Origin of the sequence: Sphingopyxis sp. MWB1 (genome assembly GCF_000763945.1) — a bacterium.
Classification (GTDB): Bacteria; Pseudomonadota; Alphaproteobacteria; order Sphingomonadales; family Sphingomonadaceae; genus Sphingopyxis.
On sequence record NZ_JQFJ01000002.1, the window covers coordinates 1201999 to 1222408 of the forward strand.

14 protein-coding genes are annotated in these 20410 nt (G+C 60.5%); 6 read left to right on the forward strand and 8 right to left on the reverse strand.

The annotated features are described in order from the left end of the window. Nucleotides 1-122: 122 nt before the first annotated feature. The 6 genes from JV18_RS0106440 to JV18_RS0106465 all read right to left on the reverse strand — a co-directional run bounded on the left by JV18_RS0106440 (nt 123) and on the right by JV18_RS0106465 (nt 8056). Nucleotides 123-542, reverse strand: a complete 420-nt coding sequence (locus tag JV18_RS0106440; RefSeq protein ID WP_033073869.1) for a hypothetical protein — start codon at nt 540-542, stop codon at nt 123-125. 22 nt (nt 543-564) lie between these two features. Next, on the reverse strand, nt 565-972 hold the full coding sequence (locus JV18_RS0106445; protein WP_144243880.1) for an SEL1-like repeat protein: 408 nt from the start codon (nt 970-972) through the stop codon (nt 565-567). Between the two features lie 128 nt (nt 973-1100). Then, the gene (locus tag JV18_RS0106450; protein WP_033073871.1) at nt 1101-2495 is read right to left on the reverse strand and encodes an HlyD family type I secretion periplasmic adaptor subunit; all 1395 of its coding nucleotides are present in this window, start codon (nt 2493-2495) and stop codon (nt 1101-1103) included. Continuing rightward, on the reverse strand, nt 2492-4660 hold the full coding sequence (locus JV18_RS0106455) for a type I secretion system permease/ATPase (protein ID WP_033073872.1): 2169 nt from the start codon (nt 4658-4660) through the stop codon (nt 2492-2494). Before JV18_RS0106455 ends, JV18_RS0106450 begins: the two co-directional genes overlap by 4 nt. After that, nucleotides 4657-6138, reverse strand: a complete 1482-nt coding sequence (locus tag JV18_RS0106460) for a TolC family protein (RefSeq protein ID WP_160174173.1) — start codon at nt 6136-6138, stop codon at nt 4657-4659. Before JV18_RS0106460 ends, JV18_RS0106455 begins: the two co-directional genes overlap by 4 nt. A gap of 712 nt (nt 6139-6850) precedes the next feature. Then, nucleotides 6851-8056, reverse strand: a complete 1206-nt coding sequence (locus JV18_RS0106465; RefSeq protein WP_033073874.1) for a M24 family metallopeptidase — start codon at nt 8054-8056, stop codon at nt 6851-6853. A gap of 212 nt (nt 8057-8268) precedes the next feature. Here JV18_RS0106465 and JV18_RS0106470 point away from each other — a divergent pair, with 212 nt between their 5' ends. The 5 genes from JV18_RS0106470 (at nt 8269) to JV18_RS0106490 (ending at nt 15225) form a co-directional block, all read left to right on the forward strand. Next, nucleotides 8269-9195: a dihydrodipicolinate synthase family protein gene (locus JV18_RS0106470; protein WP_200879072.1), complete on the forward strand. Its 927-nt coding sequence runs from the start codon at nt 8269-8271 to the stop codon at nt 9193-9195. A 35-nt stretch (nt 9196-9230) separates the two neighbouring features. Then, on the forward strand, nt 9231-10232 hold the full coding sequence (locus tag JV18_RS0106475; RefSeq protein ID WP_033073875.1) for a 4-hydroxyproline epimerase: 1002 nt from the start codon (nt 9231-9233) through the stop codon (nt 10230-10232). A 96-nt stretch (nt 10233-10328) separates the two neighbouring features. Continuing rightward, complete coding sequence (locus tag JV18_RS0106480; protein ID WP_235302919.1) at nt 10329-11759, forward strand: aldehyde dehydrogenase family protein; 1431 nt, start codon at nt 10329-10331, stop codon at nt 11757-11759. A gap of 128 nt (nt 11760-11887) precedes the next feature. After that, entirely contained in the window at nt 11888-12832 is a 945-nt protein-coding gene (locus tag JV18_RS0106485; RefSeq protein ID WP_052071781.1) for an ornithine cyclodeaminase family protein, read from the forward strand. Nucleotides 12833-12879: 47 nt separating this feature from the next. Then, nucleotides 12880-15225 (forward strand): S9 family peptidase, encoded by a 2346-nt coding sequence (locus JV18_RS0106490; protein WP_052071782.1) that lies wholly within the window; start codon nt 12880-12882, stop codon nt 15223-15225. A 31-nt stretch (nt 15226-15256) separates the two neighbouring features. On the opposite strand, the gene JV18_RS0106495 is transcribed toward JV18_RS0106490, so the two are convergent. Next, nucleotides 15257-15925 (reverse strand): GntR family transcriptional regulator, encoded by a 669-nt coding sequence (locus JV18_RS0106495; RefSeq protein ID WP_033073877.1) that lies wholly within the window; start codon nt 15923-15925, stop codon nt 15257-15259. A 115-nt stretch (nt 15926-16040) separates the two neighbouring features. Beyond that, a complete protein-coding gene (locus JV18_RS0106500) occupies nt 16041-18959 on the reverse strand; it encodes a TonB-dependent receptor domain-containing protein (RefSeq protein WP_160174174.1) in 2919 nt (972 codons plus the stop codon). A 206-nt stretch (nt 18960-19165) separates the two neighbouring features. On the opposite strand from JV18_RS0106500, the gene JV18_RS0106505 reads away from it, so the two are divergent. After that, complete coding sequence (locus tag JV18_RS0106505) at nt 19166-20362, forward strand: NAD(P)/FAD-dependent oxidoreductase (RefSeq protein ID WP_033073879.1); 1197 nt, start codon at nt 19166-19168, stop codon at nt 20360-20362. Nucleotides 20363-20410 lie beyond the last annotated feature (48 nt).

Genomic DNA, 20410 nt, shown 5'->3' on the forward strand with positions numbered 1-20410 from the left:
CCAACAAGTGAGCGAGTGGGATATCAACCGAGGTGTCGGAACTTGAAACAGACACACTCGAACCCGTCGCACGAGTACGGCTACGCCAATTTAAGCTAATTTGTCTCCGTGTTACTGTAATATTACTCATCATCCACCTCAAAACCCTTCGGATGACCAAGAAATTCTAGTCTTTTAGCGCAAAACTGTCTGCTCATAACAGATTTGCCTGCCTCGCCTTCTAACCAGTCAGCATAGGTGTTGGCGAAGAGAATCCTCAGTTGAAGGTAACTAATGAGGTCGTCCTGGCCTTCAACCTTTGGGCGACCCTGCTTCATCATCTCGAGCGCTTGCATGCAGCGTCGGTTCTCCGGAAATGCAGTCTGGCAGATGCTTGACCGACACAGGTTGACGTAATTTTCAAAGACCAGCAGATCTTCGTTTTCCTCCGTTTTCCAGACGGCTGGTGGCGAGCATGCCGCGAGGAGAAGCAGCAACCCGGAGGAGGCCAAAAGAGTAGCCTCGACTCCAAGGCGCGTTGGAATACCCGAAAGTTGCGGCATCCCTTGGCAAAAGGTTAGCTTTCTAAATCTCATGATCCAGCACCTCCAACCGCTTCTGCGCAGCCTCAAGACCCACTTGAAAGGGCGCATCGCCAACTTGCATCACTCGACCAGAGGAGCCACTCACGCCCGGAATATAAACCCACATGCGTCCTCCACTGTCGCTGGCGGCGAGACGATAAAGCCGTTTTGCCTGTGCGAGGTCCCGCTCAACTCCGTTTCCCTGCTCGTATCGAATCCCAAGATCCAACTGAGCCTGCTTGTCCCCAACGGACGCACGCTGGGCGAGTGAGCGAAGCTCCGGATCTCCAACACCTTCCGTCAGCGAAATTCCCATGTAGACATTGCTCGAGCAAGAAGCGAGCAACAGCACTGCCGCCAACTGCGACAGAATGTGTTTCCTGAAAAGGAACCCGTTCGAATCACTCATCGGACAGATGCCCCCATCCACCTCAAGCACCTTTTAAGATACGGTTATCTTGCCCCCGTCAACTATTGATCGATACCATTTCGAAATCACCTTCACGATTTCGAGAAAAAGCGTTATGTCGACTGGCCTTATCTTTCCCGACCTGCCTGAGAAACACTTGTTTGCAGCGGACTGATTAAATAACTAACGATACGCCGCGTGCCCGTCTTGACGTCGACCGTCGCGGCCAATCCCGGCGTCAGCGCGTAACGCCGCCCGTCAGCGTCAACGAAGCTGCGGTCGAGCGTGACCGTCACGATGTAGACCAGCCCCAGATCCTTGTCCTGCACCGCGTCGCGGCTGATCCGTGCGACCCGGCCAGGGACTGCGCCATAGCGTGTAAAGGAGAAAGCCTCGAGCTTCACTGCCGCTTCCTGTCCGGTACGGATAAACCCGATATCCTTGTTGAGTACCTTCGCCTGCACCTCGAGCGCACCGCGCGCGGGGACAACGGTCATGAGCGGTTTCGCTGCCTCGACGACGCCGCCGACGGTATGCACCTCGAGATTCTGGATGGTGCCATCGACCGGCGCGACGAGGCGCTGGAAGCGGTTCATCTGGCGCGCTTTCGTCACCTCCTCGCGGCGTAGAATTGCGTCGGCCTCGGCCTTGGCGAGGTCGGCGAGCGCGGTACGTAGCGCCGTCTCGCGCGTCTCGCGTATCTGTTCGCTGGCCTTGCGCGCCTCGGCTTCGCCGCGCGCAATCTGGGTGAGCGCGACGTCGCGCTCGCCGGCTTCGGCGCGGCGCTGGCGCTGCATTTCGAGGAGGCGCTGTCCCGGCGCATAGCCCTTGGCATCGAGGCGGTTCATCCGCTCGATCTGCCGGTCAAGAATCGGCACCGTATCCGCAAGCCGCGCAGCATTGGCGCGCGCGGCATTGGCATCCGACAATGCCGTCGCACGCGCCGATGCGAGGCTGGCAGCCGATGCCTCGATCTCGGCCAGCTGTGCGGCGATCAACCGGCGCTGGGTGTCGACGATTTCGGGCGGCGTGCCCGCAGGTGCGACGAAGCGAAGCCCCTTGCCTGCGAGCGCATCGGCGATCGCGCGGCTGCGCGCGATATCGAGTTCGGCGGTAGCAAGGGCCTTTTCGGCGGCGGCAAGGTCGGCCCCAGCGAGCGTTGGGTCGAGATCGAGCAGCGCTTGTCCCTTGCGAACTGTATCGCCGTTGCGAACATAGATTGCACGCACCACGCCGGCCCCCGGCGACTGGACGAGCTTGATATTGCCAGCCGGAATCAAGGTTCCAGGCGCCGAAGCGACGACATCGACACGGCCAAACACCGTCCAGACGACCGCGATGGCGAGCCCGATCATCAATGCCCAGGCCACGACCCGCCCGGTTGGCGATACCGGGCGTTCGGCAACCTCGAGCGCAGCGGGAAGAAAATCGGCTTCCTCGGTCGGGATAAAGCCCTTCCGGCGCTCACGATCAGCGCGGATCGCCTCTTTCAGCACGTCCCAATGATGTCGCCACCCGCTCATGCCGGAATGCCCCCGCTCTGGCGCCGGTGGAGATCGGCATAGCGTCCTCCCGCGCGCAGGAGCTCTTCATGCGTTCCGCGCTCGACAATCTGTCCGCGCTCGAGCGCGATCAGATTGTCGCACTGGCGCACCGCCGAAAGTCGGTGCGCGATGATGATCACCGTCCGGCCCGCCGAAATGGCTTTCAGATTGCGCTGGATGATTTCCTCGCTCTCGGCATCGAGCGCGCTCGTCGCTTCGTCGAGGATCAGGATACGCGGCTGGGTCACGAGCGCCCGCGCAATGGCGAGCCGCTGGCGCTGCCCGCCAGACAGGTTCGTGCCGCGTTCCTCGACCGGCGTGTCATAGCCTTGCGGCAGCTTGACGATGAACTCATGTGCGCCTGCAAGTTCGGCCGCCGCCATCACATGTTCGAGCGACATCGCAGGGTTGGCGAGCGCGATATTTTCGCGGATCGAGCGATTGAAAAGCAGATTCTCCTGCAACACCACGCCGATCTGGCGTCGTAGCCAGGCAGGATCGATCTGCGCGATGTCGACACCGTCGATCAGCACGCGTCCGCTGGCTGGCACATACATGCGCTGGAGCAATTTCGTCAGTGTCGATTTTCCCGAGCCCGACGAGCCGACGATGCCGAGCGTCGTCCCAGCGGGCACGTCGAGATTAATGTCTTCGAGCGTCCATGGCCCCTCGAGACCATAGCGGAACTTGACGGCGTCGAAACGCACTTCGCCCTTGAGTGCAGGGAGCGCGACGCGGCTGCCCGTACCAGGTTCAACCGGCTGGTTGAGCACATCGCCGAGCCGCTCGATCGCAATACGCACCTGCTGGAAATCCTGCCACAGCTGCGCCATGCGGATGACCGGCCCCGACACACGCTGCGCAAACATGTTGAAAGCGACGAGCGCGCCCACCGTCATTTCCTTGTCGATCACCGCCTTGGCGCCAAAATAGAGGATCAGCACCATGTTGATCTTCGATATCAGCTGAATGAGCTGGCTGCCGGTATTCCCGAGGTTGATGACCTTCTGCGAAGCAAAGCTGTAACCCGCAAGCTGCCGTTCCCAGCGATCCTGCCACTGCGGCTCGACCGCCCCTGCCTTCACCGTCTGGATGCCGCCAATGCTCTCGACAAGCAGCGCATTATTCGCCGCCGATCGTTCGAACTTCTCCTCAATTCGCGCGCGCAAGGGGCCGGTAATGAAGATCGCGACCGCGATATAACAAGGAATGGCGAGCACCGCGATGATGAAGAGCTTCACCGAATAGAACCACATCACTACCAGAAAGACGATCGTGAAAAGCGGATCGACAAGGACGCTCAGCGACGCATTGGTAAGAAATTCGCGGATGGTCTCGAGCTGGCGCACACGCATCGCGACGTCACCGACGCGGCGCGCCTCGAAATAGGAAAGACCCAGCCCGAGCAAATGACGAAAGAGCTTTGCGCCAAGCTCAACGTCGATCTTCTGGCTTGTTTCCGAATAAAGCCGCGTCCGCAGCCAGCCGAACAAGGTCTCCCAGATCGACACGATGCCAAAGCCGATCACCAGAATCGTGAGCGTATCGAGCGTGTTGTGGACCAGCACCTTGTCGATGACATTCTGGAAGAAGAGCGGCGAGGCGAGCCCCAGAAGGTTGATGCAAAGCGTGACCAGCAGGACCTCGCCAATGAGCCGGCGATATTTGACGATCTGCGGGATGAACCAGGACACATCGAACGCGCGCGTCACGCCGCCAATGCCCTCACGCGTCGTTACCAGCAAAAGCTCGCCCGACCACATGGCTTCCATCGCAGAACGCTCGACCTTGATCACCTGCGGCTGGACACCGTCGCTGCTCTTGCAAGGCGGCTGGATCAGCGCCTCGTCATCCCCCACGCGCGCGATGATGAACCAGCCCGAGGGCCCGTTCGCCAAGGCAGGCAATGGCGTTTGCTTGAGCTTTTCCCAAGTGGAACGAACGGACTTTGCGCGCACTTCGTCCTGGCGCTTGGCGATGCGCTTGAGATCATCGGCAGCAATTGCGCGGTCGTGGCCGACCCCGTGCCGGAGCTGTTTGGGATCGACAGCAATACGATGAAGCGCCAATATCGTGGCATAAGCAATTAGCCCGCTGTCATCGCGCTCGGCCCCTGCGGCATCGACCGTTGCTTCCGAATTCACTGTCTATCCCCCGGCAATATAGCATCATCATGCCTGATGAGTTCGGCCGAGCTTCCTGGATCAGCGGCAGGCGGCAGCAGCGCCGGGCCGCCACCAGGAACCGGGGCATCGACGGTCTGGGCACGCGCCGCAGGCGCGCCCACGGCATCGATAGCGCGAAAAAGGCCGTCGCTGGGCAAGGCGCTGCGCTTGGCCGCACGCTTGGCATATGCAGCAGGATCATAGCGCGGCCCCCCGGCGAGCAGATGCCTGACTTCCAGCTGGCCCAAATGACGAAGCAAGATGGCCTGCGCGACATAGCGGTCGCGCTTGTTCGCCAGCAGCGCCACTTCGGTTTCGCGAAGCGAGTTCTGGGCGAACAGAACATCGAAGGTTGAACGCAATCCTTCGCGATACTCCTCAAATGTACCCTCGTAATAGATTCGAGCGGCTCTGAGCTGGAGCGCTTGTGCATCGAGGTTACGCTCTGCCACGACCCACTGGTTCCAGGCGTTCAGAACAGCTTCGACCAGCTGGCGTTGCGCCGCTTCGACGCGCAGTGCGTCAGCACTGTGGCGATTTTTCGCCTGCGCGACGAGCGACCGCACCCGCCCCCCTGCCACAATCGGGATCGTCAGCGTAGCCCGGCCCGTAAAGGTGACATCATGCTCGCGCCTGTCGAAAGGCACCGCGGGGCCGCTGCTTCCTGCAACTCCCTGAAGGGAGAGCTGCGGGTTGCCTTCGGCACGCGCCGCAGCAATCCGCGCGCGCGATGCGCGCTCGGTTGCCGCCGCCGCCGCCAAGTCGGGATTGGCGACGCGGGCTATTGCAAAGGCTTCTTCCGCGTCCCGGGGCAAGCCTGGAAGGTCAGGCTCCTCGGCGAGAATACCGGGCTTCCGGCCCACGATACGGGTAAAGGCCGCCGCACTGGCCTCCAGTTGCGCTTCGGCGGCGTTGAGCTGGACGCGCGCTGCCTGAAGCTGTGTTTCCGCTTGCGCAATATCGGTTCGAGTGAGTTCGCCGGCGTCGCGACGCGCAACGATTTCGTCGAGCGTTGCTTCGAGAATGCGAACATTTTTGCGTCGTATCGCCAGCGACTGGCTGTCGCGGCGGACATCGCTATAGGCCGCGATAAGCTCGACCAGGAGGTCACCCTCAGCGCCGCGAAGCATCTCGCGGCCCGCGGCACTCGACGCTGCGGCAGCCATGACCGCACTGCGTACACGCCCGCCCGTAGTGATCGGCTGGTCGATCATGAGCTGCGCTCCCACATTATCGCGCTGAATGTGCGGGCCGTTCAAGCGATCGGAGATCGGCCTTCCAGCCTGCGTGATCGAGCCGGGAAGGATATAATCATAACTGCCTGAAATCTGCATCTGGGCGGTCGGCCGTATTCCCGAAAGCGCAATGCCCATTTCATCGTCGGTCGCGCGAAGATCATAACGGCGCGCAGCCAGCTCTGGATTGGAGACAAACACCTCGGCGAGAGCTGCCGCCAAGCTATCATTGGGCGGCAAAGTCGGCGAGTCATCGAAAGAAAGTTCAGGTTCGGGATAAGCTTGATGGACCAAGCTCAACTGCCCCTCCTGACCTTTTGCAGGAAGGGCAGCCAAAAAAGGCGCGATTAGCGCGAGACCGTGCCACCGACGGCCAAACTTCGACTTCATTTTGCGAAGCGATCATCCGCAGGCGCAGCGAGAACATCAATCGCCCGCTGTCCAGCAAGGGCTGAAGTCAGCCTGTTTGATTTCATATTCGCCCGCCCCACCCACAGAATCGCCCGTAATTCACAGGAGACTTGAAGTATCTGGGAATTGAAGACAGTCAACAACAAATCTATTATATCATTTTCATGATCTCACAAGACCACCGAAGCATAGCTTGCTAATCTTGCGAGAATCATCCCCCCATATCCTTCCAATATTCACATACAGCAATATTTCGCTACCACGTCGACGTATACCCCGGGAGACAATGTGGTAGAGCGATTATCTGCTGGCACGTGGACATCCCATTGAGCCTATGGGACGACGGCCCGAAGCGAATGGGGGACCTCCGGCCTGGACCGGCCCTCCACCCCTGCTGAGCGACGCGCCACCCCCGGCTAACCTGCCAGAGCCAATCGGTGACGAGTCACCAAATGTTTATGACCTCACGAACTAGAAACGCTTCCAAGAGGTTTTGTCCCTTTTGTCATGCGATCCGGTCCCCTCAAGGGAAGGGCGCGTCGAGGGCCTTGGCCGGCTCGGTGAACCAGCACGGCCCCTCTGCCGTCATGTAGAAATGATCCTCCAGGCGGACGCCAAATTCGCCATAGATGCAGATCATCGGCTCGTTCGAAAAACACATGCCTGGAGCAAGCGGCGTGCGATTTCCTTCGACGAGATAGGGATGCTCGTGAATATCGAGCCCCAGTCCATGACCGGTGCGATGCGGGAGGCCCGGCACCGCATAGCCGGGGCCGAGTCCGTGGGCTTCGAGCACCTGGCGCGCGGCCTGATCGACCGCTTCGCATGGGACGCCGGGACGCGCGGCAGCAAAAGCGGCTGCCTGAGCCTCCTTTTCAATCGCCCATATCGTGCGCTGACGTTCGCTTGGGACGCCAAACACATAGCTGCGGGTAATATCGGAGTGATAGCCGTGCAGGCAGGTTCCGGTGTCGATCAGTACCATGTCGCCTTCCTGCAATGATTGCCCTGCGCCCCCTCCGTGCGGATAGGCGGTAGCCTCCCCAAAGCTGACGATACAGAATGTCGAAGGATGGCCAGCAATCTTCCGGTGGGCGGTATCGATGAACGCGACGACCTCACTCGCGGAAATTCCCGCGCGTAATATGCGGGCGGCGTGACGCTGAACAACAAGGGTCAAGGCCATCGCATGGCGAATAATGGCGATTTCGCTGGGCGATTTGCACATGCGGCAGACGGCGGTGATGGGCGTTGCCGGGTGTAGCGTGGCCCCATTCAGCTGGCGGGCCAAATGGTCGGCGACAAAATAGGGGGCCTGTTCATCGAGCGCGATTGCGCCTCTCGCCAAGGCGACCTCCGTGAGCGCATCCCGCACCAGCGCATAGGGATCCGCCCCTTCTTCCCACAAAAGCATGGGCGCCTCCTCAGCCAGCATCGCCGCGAGACGCGGCGCTTCAAAAGCGGGGACGACATAGAGAGTCGGACGATCCCGGAAGATGAGAGCTCCGAAAAAGCGTTCGCTGGGGTGCCAGTCGACCCCGGTAAAATAAGAGAGATTGCTGCTGGCCGTAAGCAAGAGGACATCAATATCCTGCTCCGCCATCTGCTGCCGCGCCCGGTGGAGACGTGCGCCATACTCCTCCAAAGCAATCGGCGCGACCTCATCGCCGCGATAGGCGATAAGCGCCAGTTCCGTCTCGGCGTCCGATCGGCCAATTTGCTGCGTCATAATCCTGTTCCTCCGCGTGAAATCGCTTCGCCCCGAATAGCGTGTTTTCATTCCAATAGCCGGCTCGCCTGCCCCCGACGGGGCATCGCTATCCATTGCACAATCCATTGATCGAAGCCAGGGGTTGAATATTGGATACAAAATGCATAATCCATTGTCATTCGCGGATCGACGGAGGCATCGACGCCAGAAGCTCCGACGGAAAATGGAGAGTGATTGTGACGAAAATCAATTGGGCCGGGGTGCTGCCGGCCGTTACCACCCAGTTCGACGAGCAATTGGCGATCGACCCCGCCGCCACCGGTGCGATGGTGGACATGCTGATCCGCGAAGGCGTGCACGGCATTGTCGCGCTGGGCACGGTGGGAGAAAATAACTCTCTCTCCGCCGACGAAAAACGCACCATGCTGGGCGCGATCGTCGAAGCGGCGGCGGGACGGGTGCCGGTCATCAGCGGCGTATCCGAACTCACCACCGACGCTGCCAGCCTCTTTGCGCAAGATGCCGAACAAATCGGCGCTGACGGACTGATGCTTTTGCCCGCCATGGTCTATGTGCCGAGCGGCGAGGAGCTGGATTTCCATATCCGCAAGGTGGCCGCCGCCAGCACCCTGCCGGTGATGCTCTATAATAATCCCGCCGCCTATCGCGTGTCGGTTCCGCTCAATCTGCTGCAACGCTGGTCGGACGTTCCCAATATCGTCGCGGTCAAGGAATCGATGGAGGATTCGCGCCGCTTTACCGATATTTTCAATGCCTGCGGCGACCGCTATAAAATTTTCGCCGGGCTCGACGATCTGGCATTCGAGGGATTGACCTTAGGAGCCGAAGGCTGGATTTCGGGCCTGACCAATGTTTTTCCTAAGGAATCGCTCGCGCTTTGGGAGGCGCTTGTTGCCGGTGACCTGAACGCAGCGCGTAGCATCTATCGCTGGTTTCTGCCGCTCCTGCACCTCGATGCCCAGCCCAATCTGGTCCAGTGCATCAAACTGGCCGAAGAGGTGATGGGACGAGGGTCCGAACGGGTACGCCCGCCGCGGCTGATCCTGTCGGGAAGCGAGCGCGACCGGGTCATCGCCATGGTGGAAGAAGCCGCGCGCACGCGCCCGTCGCTGGCGACGGCGCGGTCAGCCGCCTGACACGCCGCAACAGGGACAAGCCAGAAAGGACGCAGATGGCAAGGCATAGTTTTCCCTGCTTCGACGGCCACACATGCGGCAATCCGGTGCGCCTGATTGCCGGGGGGGCGCCGCTGTTGCGGGGGCGGTCCATGAGCGAAAAGCGGCAGGATTTCCTCGATCGCTTTGACTGGATACGCACCGCGCTGATGTTCGAACCGCGAGGGCATGACATGATGTCCGGCGCCTTTCTCTATCCGCCGAGCAGTGAAGACGCCGACGCTTCCATCCTGTTCGTCGAAACCAGCGGATGCCTGCCCATGTGCGGCCATGGAACCATCGGCACCATCACCCTGGCCATCGAAAACGGGTTGATCAGTCCCAAAACGCCCGGACGCATCTTGCTCGACGCCCCCGCCGGGCGGGTCATCGCCGAATATGAGATGGAGGGGGAATATGTCGCGCAGGTCCGCATATTCAACGTCCCCAGCTATCTGGCGCATCAGGATGTTCGGATCGATGTGCCGGGGCTGGGCGAGATTATTCTCGACATTGCCTATGGCGGCAATTTCTATGCGATCATTGAACCGCAGCCTCATTATCGCGGACTGGAGGCTATGTCCGTGGGCGATCTGCTGCGCTTCAGCCCCCTTGTCCGCAAGCTGGCCGATGAAGCAGCCCCCTGCGTTCACCCGCTCGATCCGACGGTGCGAGGGGTGAGCCATGTCCAATGGACCGACAAGCCACGCAATTCGCGTGCGCATGGCCGCAACGCCGTTTTCTATGGTGAAAAGGCAATCGACCGCTCCCCTTGCGGCACCGGGACGAGCGCCCGCATGGCACAACTGGCCGCCCGGGGCGATTTGCGCCCCGGCGAGGCGTTTATCCATGAAAGCATTATCGGCAGCCTGTTCGATGGCCGCCACGAAGGCGAAACCCGGATCGGCAATATGGAGGCCATTTTGCCCAGCGTGGCCGGATGGGCCCGGATGACGGGGATCAACACCCTGTTTGTCGATGACCGCGATCCCTTCGCCCACGGCTTTCAGCTCCTCTAGCGCCAGGCACCCCCGCCCCCTCCCAACGCGCATACCGCAGGACAGTCGGCGCCTTCTGATGGCGGCGGAGACAAACAAGACAGAAAGACAAGGCAGATGATGCACGGCAATCTTATCGGTGGCAACTGGCAGGAAACGGCGCAGGGTTTCGACAACATCAACCCATCGGACACGCGGGATATTATCGGACGCTATGCCGCTTCGAGCCCGGCGGACGCGCAGGCCGCCCTCGCCGCAGCACGTGCCGCGCAGAAGCAATGGGCCGCCTCCACCCCGCAAATGCGTTTCGACATTCTCGATCGAGCTGCGGAAGAGATTCTCGCACGCAAGGCCGAACTGGGGGATTTGCTGGCCCGCGAGGAAGGCAAAACGCTTCCAGAGGCCATTGGCGAAGCGACGCGGGCCGGAATGATTTTCAAGTTTTTCGCTGGCGAAGCGCTCCGCCCTGGCGGCGAAATGCTTCCTTCGGTTCGGGCCAATGTGAGCGTCGAAATCAGCCGCGAACCCGTTGGCGTCGTCGCGGCCATCACACCCTGGAATTTTCCCCTTGCGATCCCGGCATGGAAAGTGGCGCCAGCCCTGGCCTATGGCAATTGCGTTATTCTGAAACCCGCCGAAATCGCGCCGGGATGCGCCTGGGCGCTTGCCGATATTCTGCACCGCGCGGGACTACCCGCCGGCGTGTTCAACCTGCTGCTGGGACAGGGTGCAATATTGGGGCCCATTCTTGCCCAACAGAGCGATGCCATCAGTTTCACCGGATCGACCGGGGTGGGCCGTGACGTATGCCAGACCGCGGCAGCCGCAGGAACGCGCGTGCAACTGGAAATGGGCGGAAAGAATCCGCTGATCGTGCTGGACGACGCCGACCTCGACACCGCCGTAGAATGTGCGGTGCAGGGGGCTTTTTATTCAACCGGGCAACGCTGCACAGCCTCTTCGCGGCTGATCGTAACGCCGGGGATCGCCGATCGCTTTGCCGAAGCCCTGGCGAAAGCGACCAGAGCCTTGCGGGTTGGCGATGCCCGTCATCCCGATACGCAAATCGGCCCCCTCGCGAGCGAGGCCCAAATGGACAAGGTCCGCAGCTATATAGAAGGCGCCGCCGCCGAAGAAGCCGAGCTGATTGCAGGCAAGGAGCCGCTGCACCCCGATCAGCCGGGCCATTATCTGCGCCCCCATTTGTTCGACCATTGCACGGCGGAAATGGCGATATGCCGCGAGGAAATTTTCGGGCCGGTCGCCTCCATCGAGCGTGTCGCAGATTATGAAGCGGCGATCGAAGCGGCCAATGCCACCTCCTTTGGGCTGGCATCGGGGATCTGCACCACTTCGCTGAAATATGCCGCGGACTTCAAGCGCCGCGCGGAAGCCGGGATGACCATGGTGAACCTGCCCACGGCGGGCGTCGATTATCATGTCCCCTTCGGCGGCCGAAAGGCGTCAAGCTATGGCCCACGCGAGCAGGGCAGCTATGCGCGCGAATTCTTCACGACGGTCAAGACCTCTTATCAGTTCGCGGGATAGGAATCCGGACAAAGAAATGGCCTCCCCTTCGGGGGCGCCCGCGATTGGGCCAGAGCCCGCCCTTTTCCTTGCCATCGGAAGGCATCTTTGACTATATCGTATAACTGTATCCAATATACGAGTTTGACATGCAGATTTTCAATGCGCGCGAAACCGCCGATCTTCTCCCCTATGACGACATGATATTGGCGCTCGAAAATGCGTACCGGGGAGAGGTGGTGACCCCCGAGCGGGTGCATCACAAAATCACGAGTGAGGAAAATGCCGATAAGACGCTGATCCTGATGCCGGCCTGGCGCGCCGATGCACCGATCGGGGTCAAGCTGGTCAACGTGGTTCCCGACAATGGCGCCCGCGGCCTGCCCTCCATTTCCGGCATCTATATGTTGTTCGACGGGGACACGGGCGCACCGGTTGCTTTGCTCGATGGCCCGACCTTGACCGCCCGAAGGACCGCAGCCGTCGCCGCGTTGGCGGCGAAATATCTCGCCCGGGCCGAAGCGCGGACACACCTGATCATGGGCGCCGGCGCCATTGCGCCGCATCTGGCGCATACGCACCGCGCGGTTCGCTCCATTGATACAACATTGATCTGGGCGCGCCGCCCGGCCGAAGCGGAACGGCTGGCCGCCAGCCTGCGTGACAAGGTGCCGGGCGTGGAAGCGGTCACCGACCTGCCTGCCGCCGCCGCACGCGCGGATATTATAAGCTGCGCCACCCTGGCCAGCGATCCCATTTTAAAGGGGCAATGGCTTTCCAGGGGCGTTCATGTCGACCTGATGGGTTCCTACCTTCCCCATATGCGCGAAGCCGATGATGCGACGCTGCGCGGTGCGACCATCCATGTCGACCAGATGCCCGGTGCGCTTCAGGACAGCGGCGAGTTGCGACTGCCACTCGAAGCAGGCGTGATCAGCCGGTCCGACATTATCGGCGACCTGGAAAGCCTCTGCCTGGGTCTCACCCCCTCCCGCCAGTCGGACGCTGAAAAAACCCTTTTCAAATCGGTCGGTAGCGCCCGATCCGACTATGCTGTCGCAGCCGCGGCGTTTGAACATATCCGGGCCGCATGATGCCCCATTCCCGCCACCCTTCATCCTGGCCTTGCAGGGAGATCCTCATGAAATCATTGCCGATCAGTGCCGCCATCCTGCTGACCAGCGCCGCTACCATAGGCACAGCCGCCGCGCAAAGCCTTCCCCCGGCCCCCATAGAAACCCCGGCATCCAGCCCCGCAAGCCAAGACACGGCGGCGCTGCCCGCTTCGGTATATGCCCGCGCCGAAGCCGTCCTGCCGCAGCATGTCGATGAACTGATTTTCGAGATGAGTGTGACGCCCCACTGGATCGGCGACACCGCCCGCTTCTGGTTTGAAAAACGCGCGCGAGGCGGACGCGAATATCTGCTCGTCGATCCGGCGACCGGCACACAGACGCCTTTGTTCGATCATCAAAAATTGATCGAAGCCCTGAGCATGGCGACGGGAGAGCCCGTTCCGCGCGCGAGCTTCGCCTTGGAAAAATTGTCGATCGAAGACGAAAGCGAACGGCTGCGCTTTCAATATGGCGGCAAGGACTGGCTTTACAGCGCCGGACAGAATGTGCTGACCGCTGCGCCCGTAATCAACGATCTGGCGGTCGAATCCCCGGATGGCCGCTGGAGCGCATTGGTCCGCGACGGCAATTTGTTCCTCATCGACAAGGCCGATGGTTCGGAACATCGCCTGACGCGCGACGGGACGCCTGCCGCGCCCTATGCAACGCCGGTCATCAATCCGAAATTGATGATCGCGAAGGGCACTGCACAACCCGATATCAAGCCCGACATCAGTTGGTCACCCGATTCTCGCCGTATCGCTACCTATCGGATGAAGCTGGAAGGCGCCCGGCGCCTGTCGCTGGTCCAGTCTTCACCGCCGGGGGCGGGAGCACCGAGGCTGTTCGACTATGTCTATCCGCTCACCGGCGACCAGAACACGCCGCTGGCGGAGGGACTGGTCTTCGACGTGGAAAGCGGTGAACAACGATCCATCGCCCTGCCTGCTCGCCCCATCCTCTATTATGGCGGACCATATTATGAATGGAGCGCCGACAGCGGGGCGCTCTTCGAACAGCGTCCGTCGCGCGGTTACAAGGCGCTGCAGCTTTATCGCATCGACGCCGCAATGGGGGCCGCCAAACTGCTGACCGAGGACAGGTCGGACAGCTATGTCGATTATTATGGCCATTTCTGGTCCTATGACGACAAGGGCGAGACCATTTACTGGACGGGCGATGCCGGCGGCTTTGCGCATCTTCATTCGGTCGATGCCCAGTCGGGCAAGCGGCGCCAGCTCACCTCGGGTAACTGGCGGGCACGTTCGGTCGCGGGGATCGACCACGAAAGCGGGCGATTGCTGGTCATCGGGTCGGGCCGGGAGAAAGGCCGCGATCCCTATCTGCGTCATCTCTATTCCGTCCCGGTCACCGGCGGAGCACCGCTGCTTCTCACCCCCGAACCGCTTGACCATCATGTGTTCGTCTCCCCCGATGGGCGTTACTTCGTCGACAATATGTCGCTTATCAACGAGCCGACCCGATCGGTGCTACGCCAGGCAAGCGACGGAAAAATTGTGATGGAATTGGGCCGTGCCGACATCAGCGCCTATCGCGCGGCGGGCTATCATTTGCCGGAGCCTTTCGAAGCGGTGGCCGCCGATGGCAAGACACCCATTTTTGGCGCCTTGTTCAAGCCCGCCGACTTCAGCCCTGCAAACCGCTATCCGGTTATCGAGGATATTTACACCGGGCCACACCATGTGATGACCCCGAAAAGCTTTGAAGCGGCGATGACCGCCCGCAACGCAAATGCCATGGCGCAACTGGGAGTTATCAGCGTCATGGTCGACGGGCGGGGCACCTGGGGCCGCTCCCGCGCCTTTCAACAGCCTGCCTATCGCAATTTGCACGCCGTGGGGCTGGACGATCATATTGCGGGCATTCGCGCCGCAGCCGCCAATCGGCCCTGGATGGATATCAGCCGGGCCGGCATCTATGGCTTTTCCGCTGGCGGCTATGACGTGGTACGCGCCATGACCGAGCGTCCCGATTTTTACAAGGTGGGCGTGTCCGCATCGGGCAATCATGACAATCGGCTCGACAAGGCGGTGTGGAACGAACAGTGGATGGGAAGCGAATTGGGCGAGCATTATGACGCCAATTCCAATATCCACTGGGCACCCAAGCTGACCGGCAAGCTGTTGATCGCGCATGGCGAGCTGGATGAAAATGTTCCCCCCGCCGCTTCGCTGCGGCTGGTCGATGCGTTGATCAGGGCAAACAAGGATTTCGAATTTCTGATGATCCCGGGCGCCGATCATTATCTGGACGCTGTGCCTTATTATCAGCGGCGGCGTTGGGATTTCTTTGTACGGGAATTGCTCGGCAAAACCCCGCCGCCGAACTATCAAATGCGCTCCTTTGACTAGGGGGCCTGCCATCTGAGAGCCCCGGGCGGGGTCAGTCCCTGAACGCCTTTACCAGTGCGTCGCGGGCATTGGTGAGATGGGCCTTCAGCAATTTGGCGACAGCGGCGCCTTTGCCCGCCTTGTAGAGTTCGAAAAGTTCCCGATGCTCGCGCCGGGCATGGTCGAGCGATGCATCGCCCAGCGACAGCTGGATACGAATATAACGGTCGATATTGAGGTTGAGCATCTGGACAAGCGCCAGCGAGCGATCGCGCCGTGCGGGACGATACATGGCCTCGTGCAACTGCCAGTTGAGTTCACCCCAATGGGATACGTCGCGCAGGTCATATGCGGCCTCTGACGCGATCAAGGCAGCTTCGGCCGCCGCAATATCCTCCGCATCAGCGCGTGCGGCAGCGCGGCGGATCAAGTCAGGTTCGATCATGATGCGCAGGTCGAACAATTCCTCGACCTCTGCCGGTTCGAGCCGGGAGACCACGGCCCCCTTGTGACGATGAAAGACGACCAGCCCTTCGGCCTCCAACTGCCGCAAAGCCTCGCGCACCGGCATCCGGCTGACGGCATAGGCTTCGGCAATGGCTTCCTGACGAAGCAGGTCTCCCTCGGCCAGATCATTGTCGAGAATCCGCGCGCGCAAACGGTCGGCGATGGAATCGACAATGCTTCGGCGTTCTATGGGTTCGATGGCGGCCTTTTTCATATCTTACCTTGTTCCCGTGAAGACAGCGACTCTATGAGGGACGGGCTTTTGGATGCAAGTCGCAAAAAAGGGGCAGCCCCGGGGCCGCCCCTTGTTGATGCGAATATAGCGGAGGTTAATGGCCGCCAAAGCGCCATTTCGCCCCGAAGAAGAAATAGCGGCCGATCAAATTGTCAAAGCTGAGATTGCCGCGTTCGGTAAAGGGATGGTCGCGTGGGCCGGTATCGAACAAATTGTTGATGCCCGCAGTCAAACGCACATTCATCGGTGTATCATAGGCCAGCGACATATCGTGATACCAGATGGACGGGATATGATAATATTTCCCGACATCCTCCTGCGGATCGGCGAGCTGGTTGTTCGTCACGCTTTTCCCGACGAAACGGCTGGACCAGTTAAGCTGGAACGGCCCCTTGCGATAATTGGCGTTGATGAGCGCCCGGAATTTCGGATTGCCCGATTCCCCCGCGCCATCAAAGGCGGTTTCCTCGCCCGTCACCAGATCCTTGTCGATGAAGATATTGTGGCGCAAATAAGAGGCAATGCCCTGAATGCCGATCTGGCCCAGATCGCCGTCACCGCCAATGATATCAGCGAGCGGACGATTATAGGATAGTTCGAAATCGACGCCCTCCACCTTGAAGGCGGATACATTGATATAGCTGTCGAGCACTTCGCGCAGATTGCCGTCGGCCTTGCGCTTCACCAGCTCGCAAAATTGATTGTCCAGCGTGGGCAGGTCGACGCAATTGTCGACCGTCTGCTGCGCGCCGATCCGCTCAATCCCCCCATCAAGCTTGATATTATAATAGTCGGCGGACAAGGCGAACCCCGGCAGGAAGCGCGGCCGCAGCACCACGCCCGCCGTGAACGTATTTGCCTTTTCGACATCCAGGTCCGGATTACCGGTGCTGAAGACCAATGTTGTCACCCGACGCGTATCGGGATTGTAGGAGACAGGGTCGAGGCCCAGCGCCAGACAATTGGCGCGCCGATTATCGGTGCCACTGTCGAGAAGATTGGGATCGCAAGGGTCACTAAGCCCCGCCGCGCCGCGACTGCCGGGGTTGAACAATTCGCCGAGCGAGGGCGCCCGCACTGCCGTCGCCCGGGTCACCCGAAAGCGAATATCCCGAACCGGCGACCAGGAACCCGCCAGTTTCCAGGAATCGACCGTACCGGCGCGCTGATAATCGGACAGGCGATAGGCCGCTTCGAGTTCCAGCGAATGGAAGAAGGGCTTGTCGCTGAGCACCGGCACCAGAACTTCGGCGAAAGCCTCGCGCACATCATTGCTTTCGGCGACGGGCGAAAACTGGCTGGCAAAGAAACCAAGCGCATTTTCCCAGACATAGGAGGGACGAAAATCGATCGCATCCTTTCGATATTCGATCCCCGCCGACATTTTTACCGCCCCGGCCGGAAGCTGGAACAGATCGCCGGCCACCAGCCCCTGAACGAGGGTCTGGCTGGTATCCGTCGTAGAGCTATGGCTGGCGCGGATATAATCGACCGCCGCCTGCGAGATCGTGCCCTTCCCGAAAATATTGACCGGCACACAGCCGCGCGCGCGCGCTTCTTCGCTGCGACAGACGATATCGCCCGTAAGAGGATCACGAATGGCGTCCGACGCCTCAAACCAATGGGCATCGAGCCGGTCGTTGAGATTGCGGTTGGTCGTCTGCGACTTGCCAAATTCATAGACCGCCGACCAGGTCCAGCTATTCCCCAGACGTCCTTCCAGCCCTGCGGCAATGCTGTAATATTTGCGGTTGATATCGGTCCCGCGCATCCCGAATTCATCATGCTGCCGCGCATAGCCCATCGAATCCTCACCCGCCGCGATCAACCCCTGTCGTACCGCTTCGGGCATGAAAGGATTGTCGATCGACACATTGGTGCTGAAGGAATCGAACACCGCGCCAATCCGGTCCCGAGCATTGATGTCAGCAAAAATCGCTTCGCTGAACAATGTGATATTGTCGGCGATGTCATAGTCCGCCTTGGCATAGACGCTGGTGCGCTCCAGCGGAGCAATCAGCGTGTCGGCATTCTGCGTTCCGCCCTCCACACGTGAATAGGCCCCGCCCAGCACACCATCCGGCCCGGCATCAAGCGGACGGAAGCTTTGCAGTGCCGGATCGAAAATCACATCGGTCCAGCTGCCTCCCGGCCCGAAGGGAAGATAGGAGGTTGGCGTCGGCAAGCCGAAATAGGCGAACTTCAAATCCCGCACCGGAATGCGCGCGGGAATACCATCGTCTGGCCCCGTATTGGCCGGGTTGGGCACAAAGGCATAGCGTCCACCCAGCCCGCGGTCGCGGCGCGACAAACGGCCGCTTTCCATCCGGCTGACATGCAGCACGGCGTTGCCGCGCCCATAATTGGTGCCGGCCGTCAGCCCATAGCTCAGCGCGTCATAATCGCCGCTATTGTCCATGCCATATTGGGCATAAGCCTCGACCCCTTCGAAATCATCCTTGAGAATGAGATTGATCACCCCCGCGACGGCGTCGGCGCCATAAACCGCCGATGTGCCCCCGGTCTGCACCTCCACCCGGTCAATCAGCGCGGTCGGAATGGCGCTGAGGTCGAAAGCCAGAAAATTGGAATCATCGGGCGTGCCTGCACGGCGGCGGCCATTGACCAGAGTGAGCGTGCGACGCACCCCCAGATTGCGCATGTCGACCTGGTTAAGGCCGATATTGCCGAAGCTGAAGCTGGTATTGGCGTTGGAGAGCCCGGTTGAAATCTGGGGCAGTTCATTGAGCAGATCGGCGACATTCGTAATGCCCTTTGCCTCGATAATCTCCGCGCCCACTGCGACGGTCGGCGTCGGCGCATCGATGCCGCTGCGCTGGATACGCGACCCGGTGACGACAATGGCATCCAGCATTTCCTCGTCCGGCGACAAGCCGCCCGCGCGATCCTCCTGTGCGAAGGTCGGCCATGTCATCGCCGCCATGCTGACCCCCAGCACCAGCGAAAGCCACCGTGCGGCCACCGGCAAGCGGCCTCCTATTTCCCTGTTCATATTACCCTCCCATATTTTTAGAATGCAGGATGTTGTATCCAATATTCCAAAACTGTCTAGGGGGTGGTTAAGGATTCTTTGATAGCCAACGCGCATCGCCCTGGAGGGGCTATGAGCAACATACTGTTTTACAATAATTTTATTATTTAGCTCATGCTGCGCCTGCTGCATTGTTTTGTATGATTGGATACGATAGATATCTCGCCATGGCGTCAGCAGCAGTTATTGGAGGCGGAGTCGTGGGCTTGTGCATCGCGCTTGCGCTGCAAGGTCGCGGCGTGGCGGTCACCCTTTTGGACGCGGGGCTCCCCCAACCCGCAGCCTCTTGGGGCAATGCCGGACATGTTGCGATCGAACAGGTCGATCCCCTTGCCTCGCCCGCCAACATCAAGAAGCTGCCGCAGCGGCTGTTCAGCCTGGGCGGCGGCGTTTCTTTCCCGCCCCGCGCCGTCGGCGCCTGGCTCCCATTTGGCTTGCGACTGCTTCGCGCAAGCAGCCACAAACGCTTTTCCGCCGGTCGCCATCTGCTGGAGGGGTTGATGTGTGAAGCCCTCCCCGCGTGGCGGCGCCTGACCGCCGACATGGGGCGTCCCGACATTTTGCGGGAGGAAGGACATTTTGTGGCCTGGGAAAGCGCAAAGAGCGCCGCCGCCGGACGCCGGCACTGGCAGGCGCGATGCCCCTCCACGATCGGGCTGGCCGATACAAGCGAAGCCGAACTGCGCCAGCTTCGCGCGCTGTCGAACAATCATATTCACGACGCGATCCGCTTTGACGGGACAGCGCAAATTGCCGATCCATGGCAGTTGCGCGCGGCCCTCGAGAATCATTTTCAGGCAAAGGGCGGAAAGATGATTTGTCGTCATGTGGACGATACGCGTCAGATCGATACCGACTATATCGTCATCGCAGCGGGCGCTGCCTCCAAATCGCTCCTCGCCCGCTACGGACTTCACGCCCCCCTGATCGCCGAACGCGGTTATCATATTGCATGCGAGAGCCGCGACTGGCCGTGCGATATGCCGCCGCTCGTGTTCGAGGACCGCTCGATAATCGTGACACGCTTCGCATCGGAATTGCGCGTCGCCGGCTTCGTCGAATTCACGCGCAGCGACACGCCCCCCGACCCGGAGAAATGGATCCGCCTCGAGCGTCACATGGCTGAACTGGGCATCGTCGCATCACAATGGAAGCGCTGGTATGGTGCGCGCCCAACCCTGCCCGATTATCTTCCCGCGATCGGTCGCAGCGCAGAAACACCCAAGCTCTTCTATGCCATCGGACACCAGCATCTGGGCCTGACTCTTGCACCGCTGACCGGCGAAGTAATAGCCGCGACGATATGTGGCGATGAGACGGGTTCCTCTCTTCCTGATGCCTTGAGCCTCGCTCGTTTTGTATAGAATCCCTATATCATTCTACTGCGCCAAGGTAGTTGTATTGGCTGCACT

Bases quoted from the DNA above. Each gene is read 5' to 3' on its own strand.
- JV18_RS0106440 (WP_033073869.1), bottom strand. From the start codon at position 542: ATGCCGCAACTTTCGGGTATTCCAACGCGCCTTGGAGTCGAGGCTACT.
- JV18_RS0106445 (WP_144243880.1), bottom strand. From the start codon at position 972: ATGAGTGATTCGAACGGGTTCCTTTTCAGGAAACACATTCTGTCGCAG.
- JV18_RS0106450 (WP_033073871.1), bottom strand. From the start codon at position 2,495: ATGAGCGGGTGGCGACATCATTGGGACGTGCTGAAAGAGGCGATCCGC.
- JV18_RS0106465 (WP_033073874.1), bottom strand. From the start codon at position 8,056: ATGACGCAGCAAATTGGCCGATCGGACGCCGAGACGGAACTGGCGCTT.
- JV18_RS0106475 (WP_033073875.1), top strand. From the start codon at position 9,231: ATGGCAAGGCATAGTTTTCCCTGCTTCGACGGCCACACATGCGGCAAT.
- JV18_RS0106480 (WP_235302919.1), top strand. From the start codon at position 10,329: ATGATGCACGGCAATCTTATCGGTGGCAACTGGCAGGAAACGGCGCAG.
- JV18_RS0106485 (WP_052071781.1), top strand. From the start codon at position 11,888: ATGCAGATTTTCAATGCGCGCGAAACCGCCGATCTTCTCCCCTATGAC.
- JV18_RS0106490 (WP_052071782.1), top strand. From the start codon at position 12,880: ATGAAATCATTGCCGATCAGTGCCGCCATCCTGCTGACCAGCGCCGCT.
- JV18_RS0106495 (WP_033073877.1), bottom strand. From the start codon at position 15,925: ATGAAAAAGGCCGCCATCGAACCCATAGAACGCCGAAGCATTGTCGAT.
- JV18_RS0106500 (WP_160174174.1), bottom strand. From the start codon at position 18,959: ATGAACAGGGAAATAGGAGGCCGCTTGCCGGTGGCCGCACGGTGGCTT.
- JV18_RS0106505 (WP_033073879.1), top strand. From the start codon at position 19,166: ATGGCGTCAGCAGCAGTTATTGGAGGCGGAGTCGTGGGCTTGTGCATC.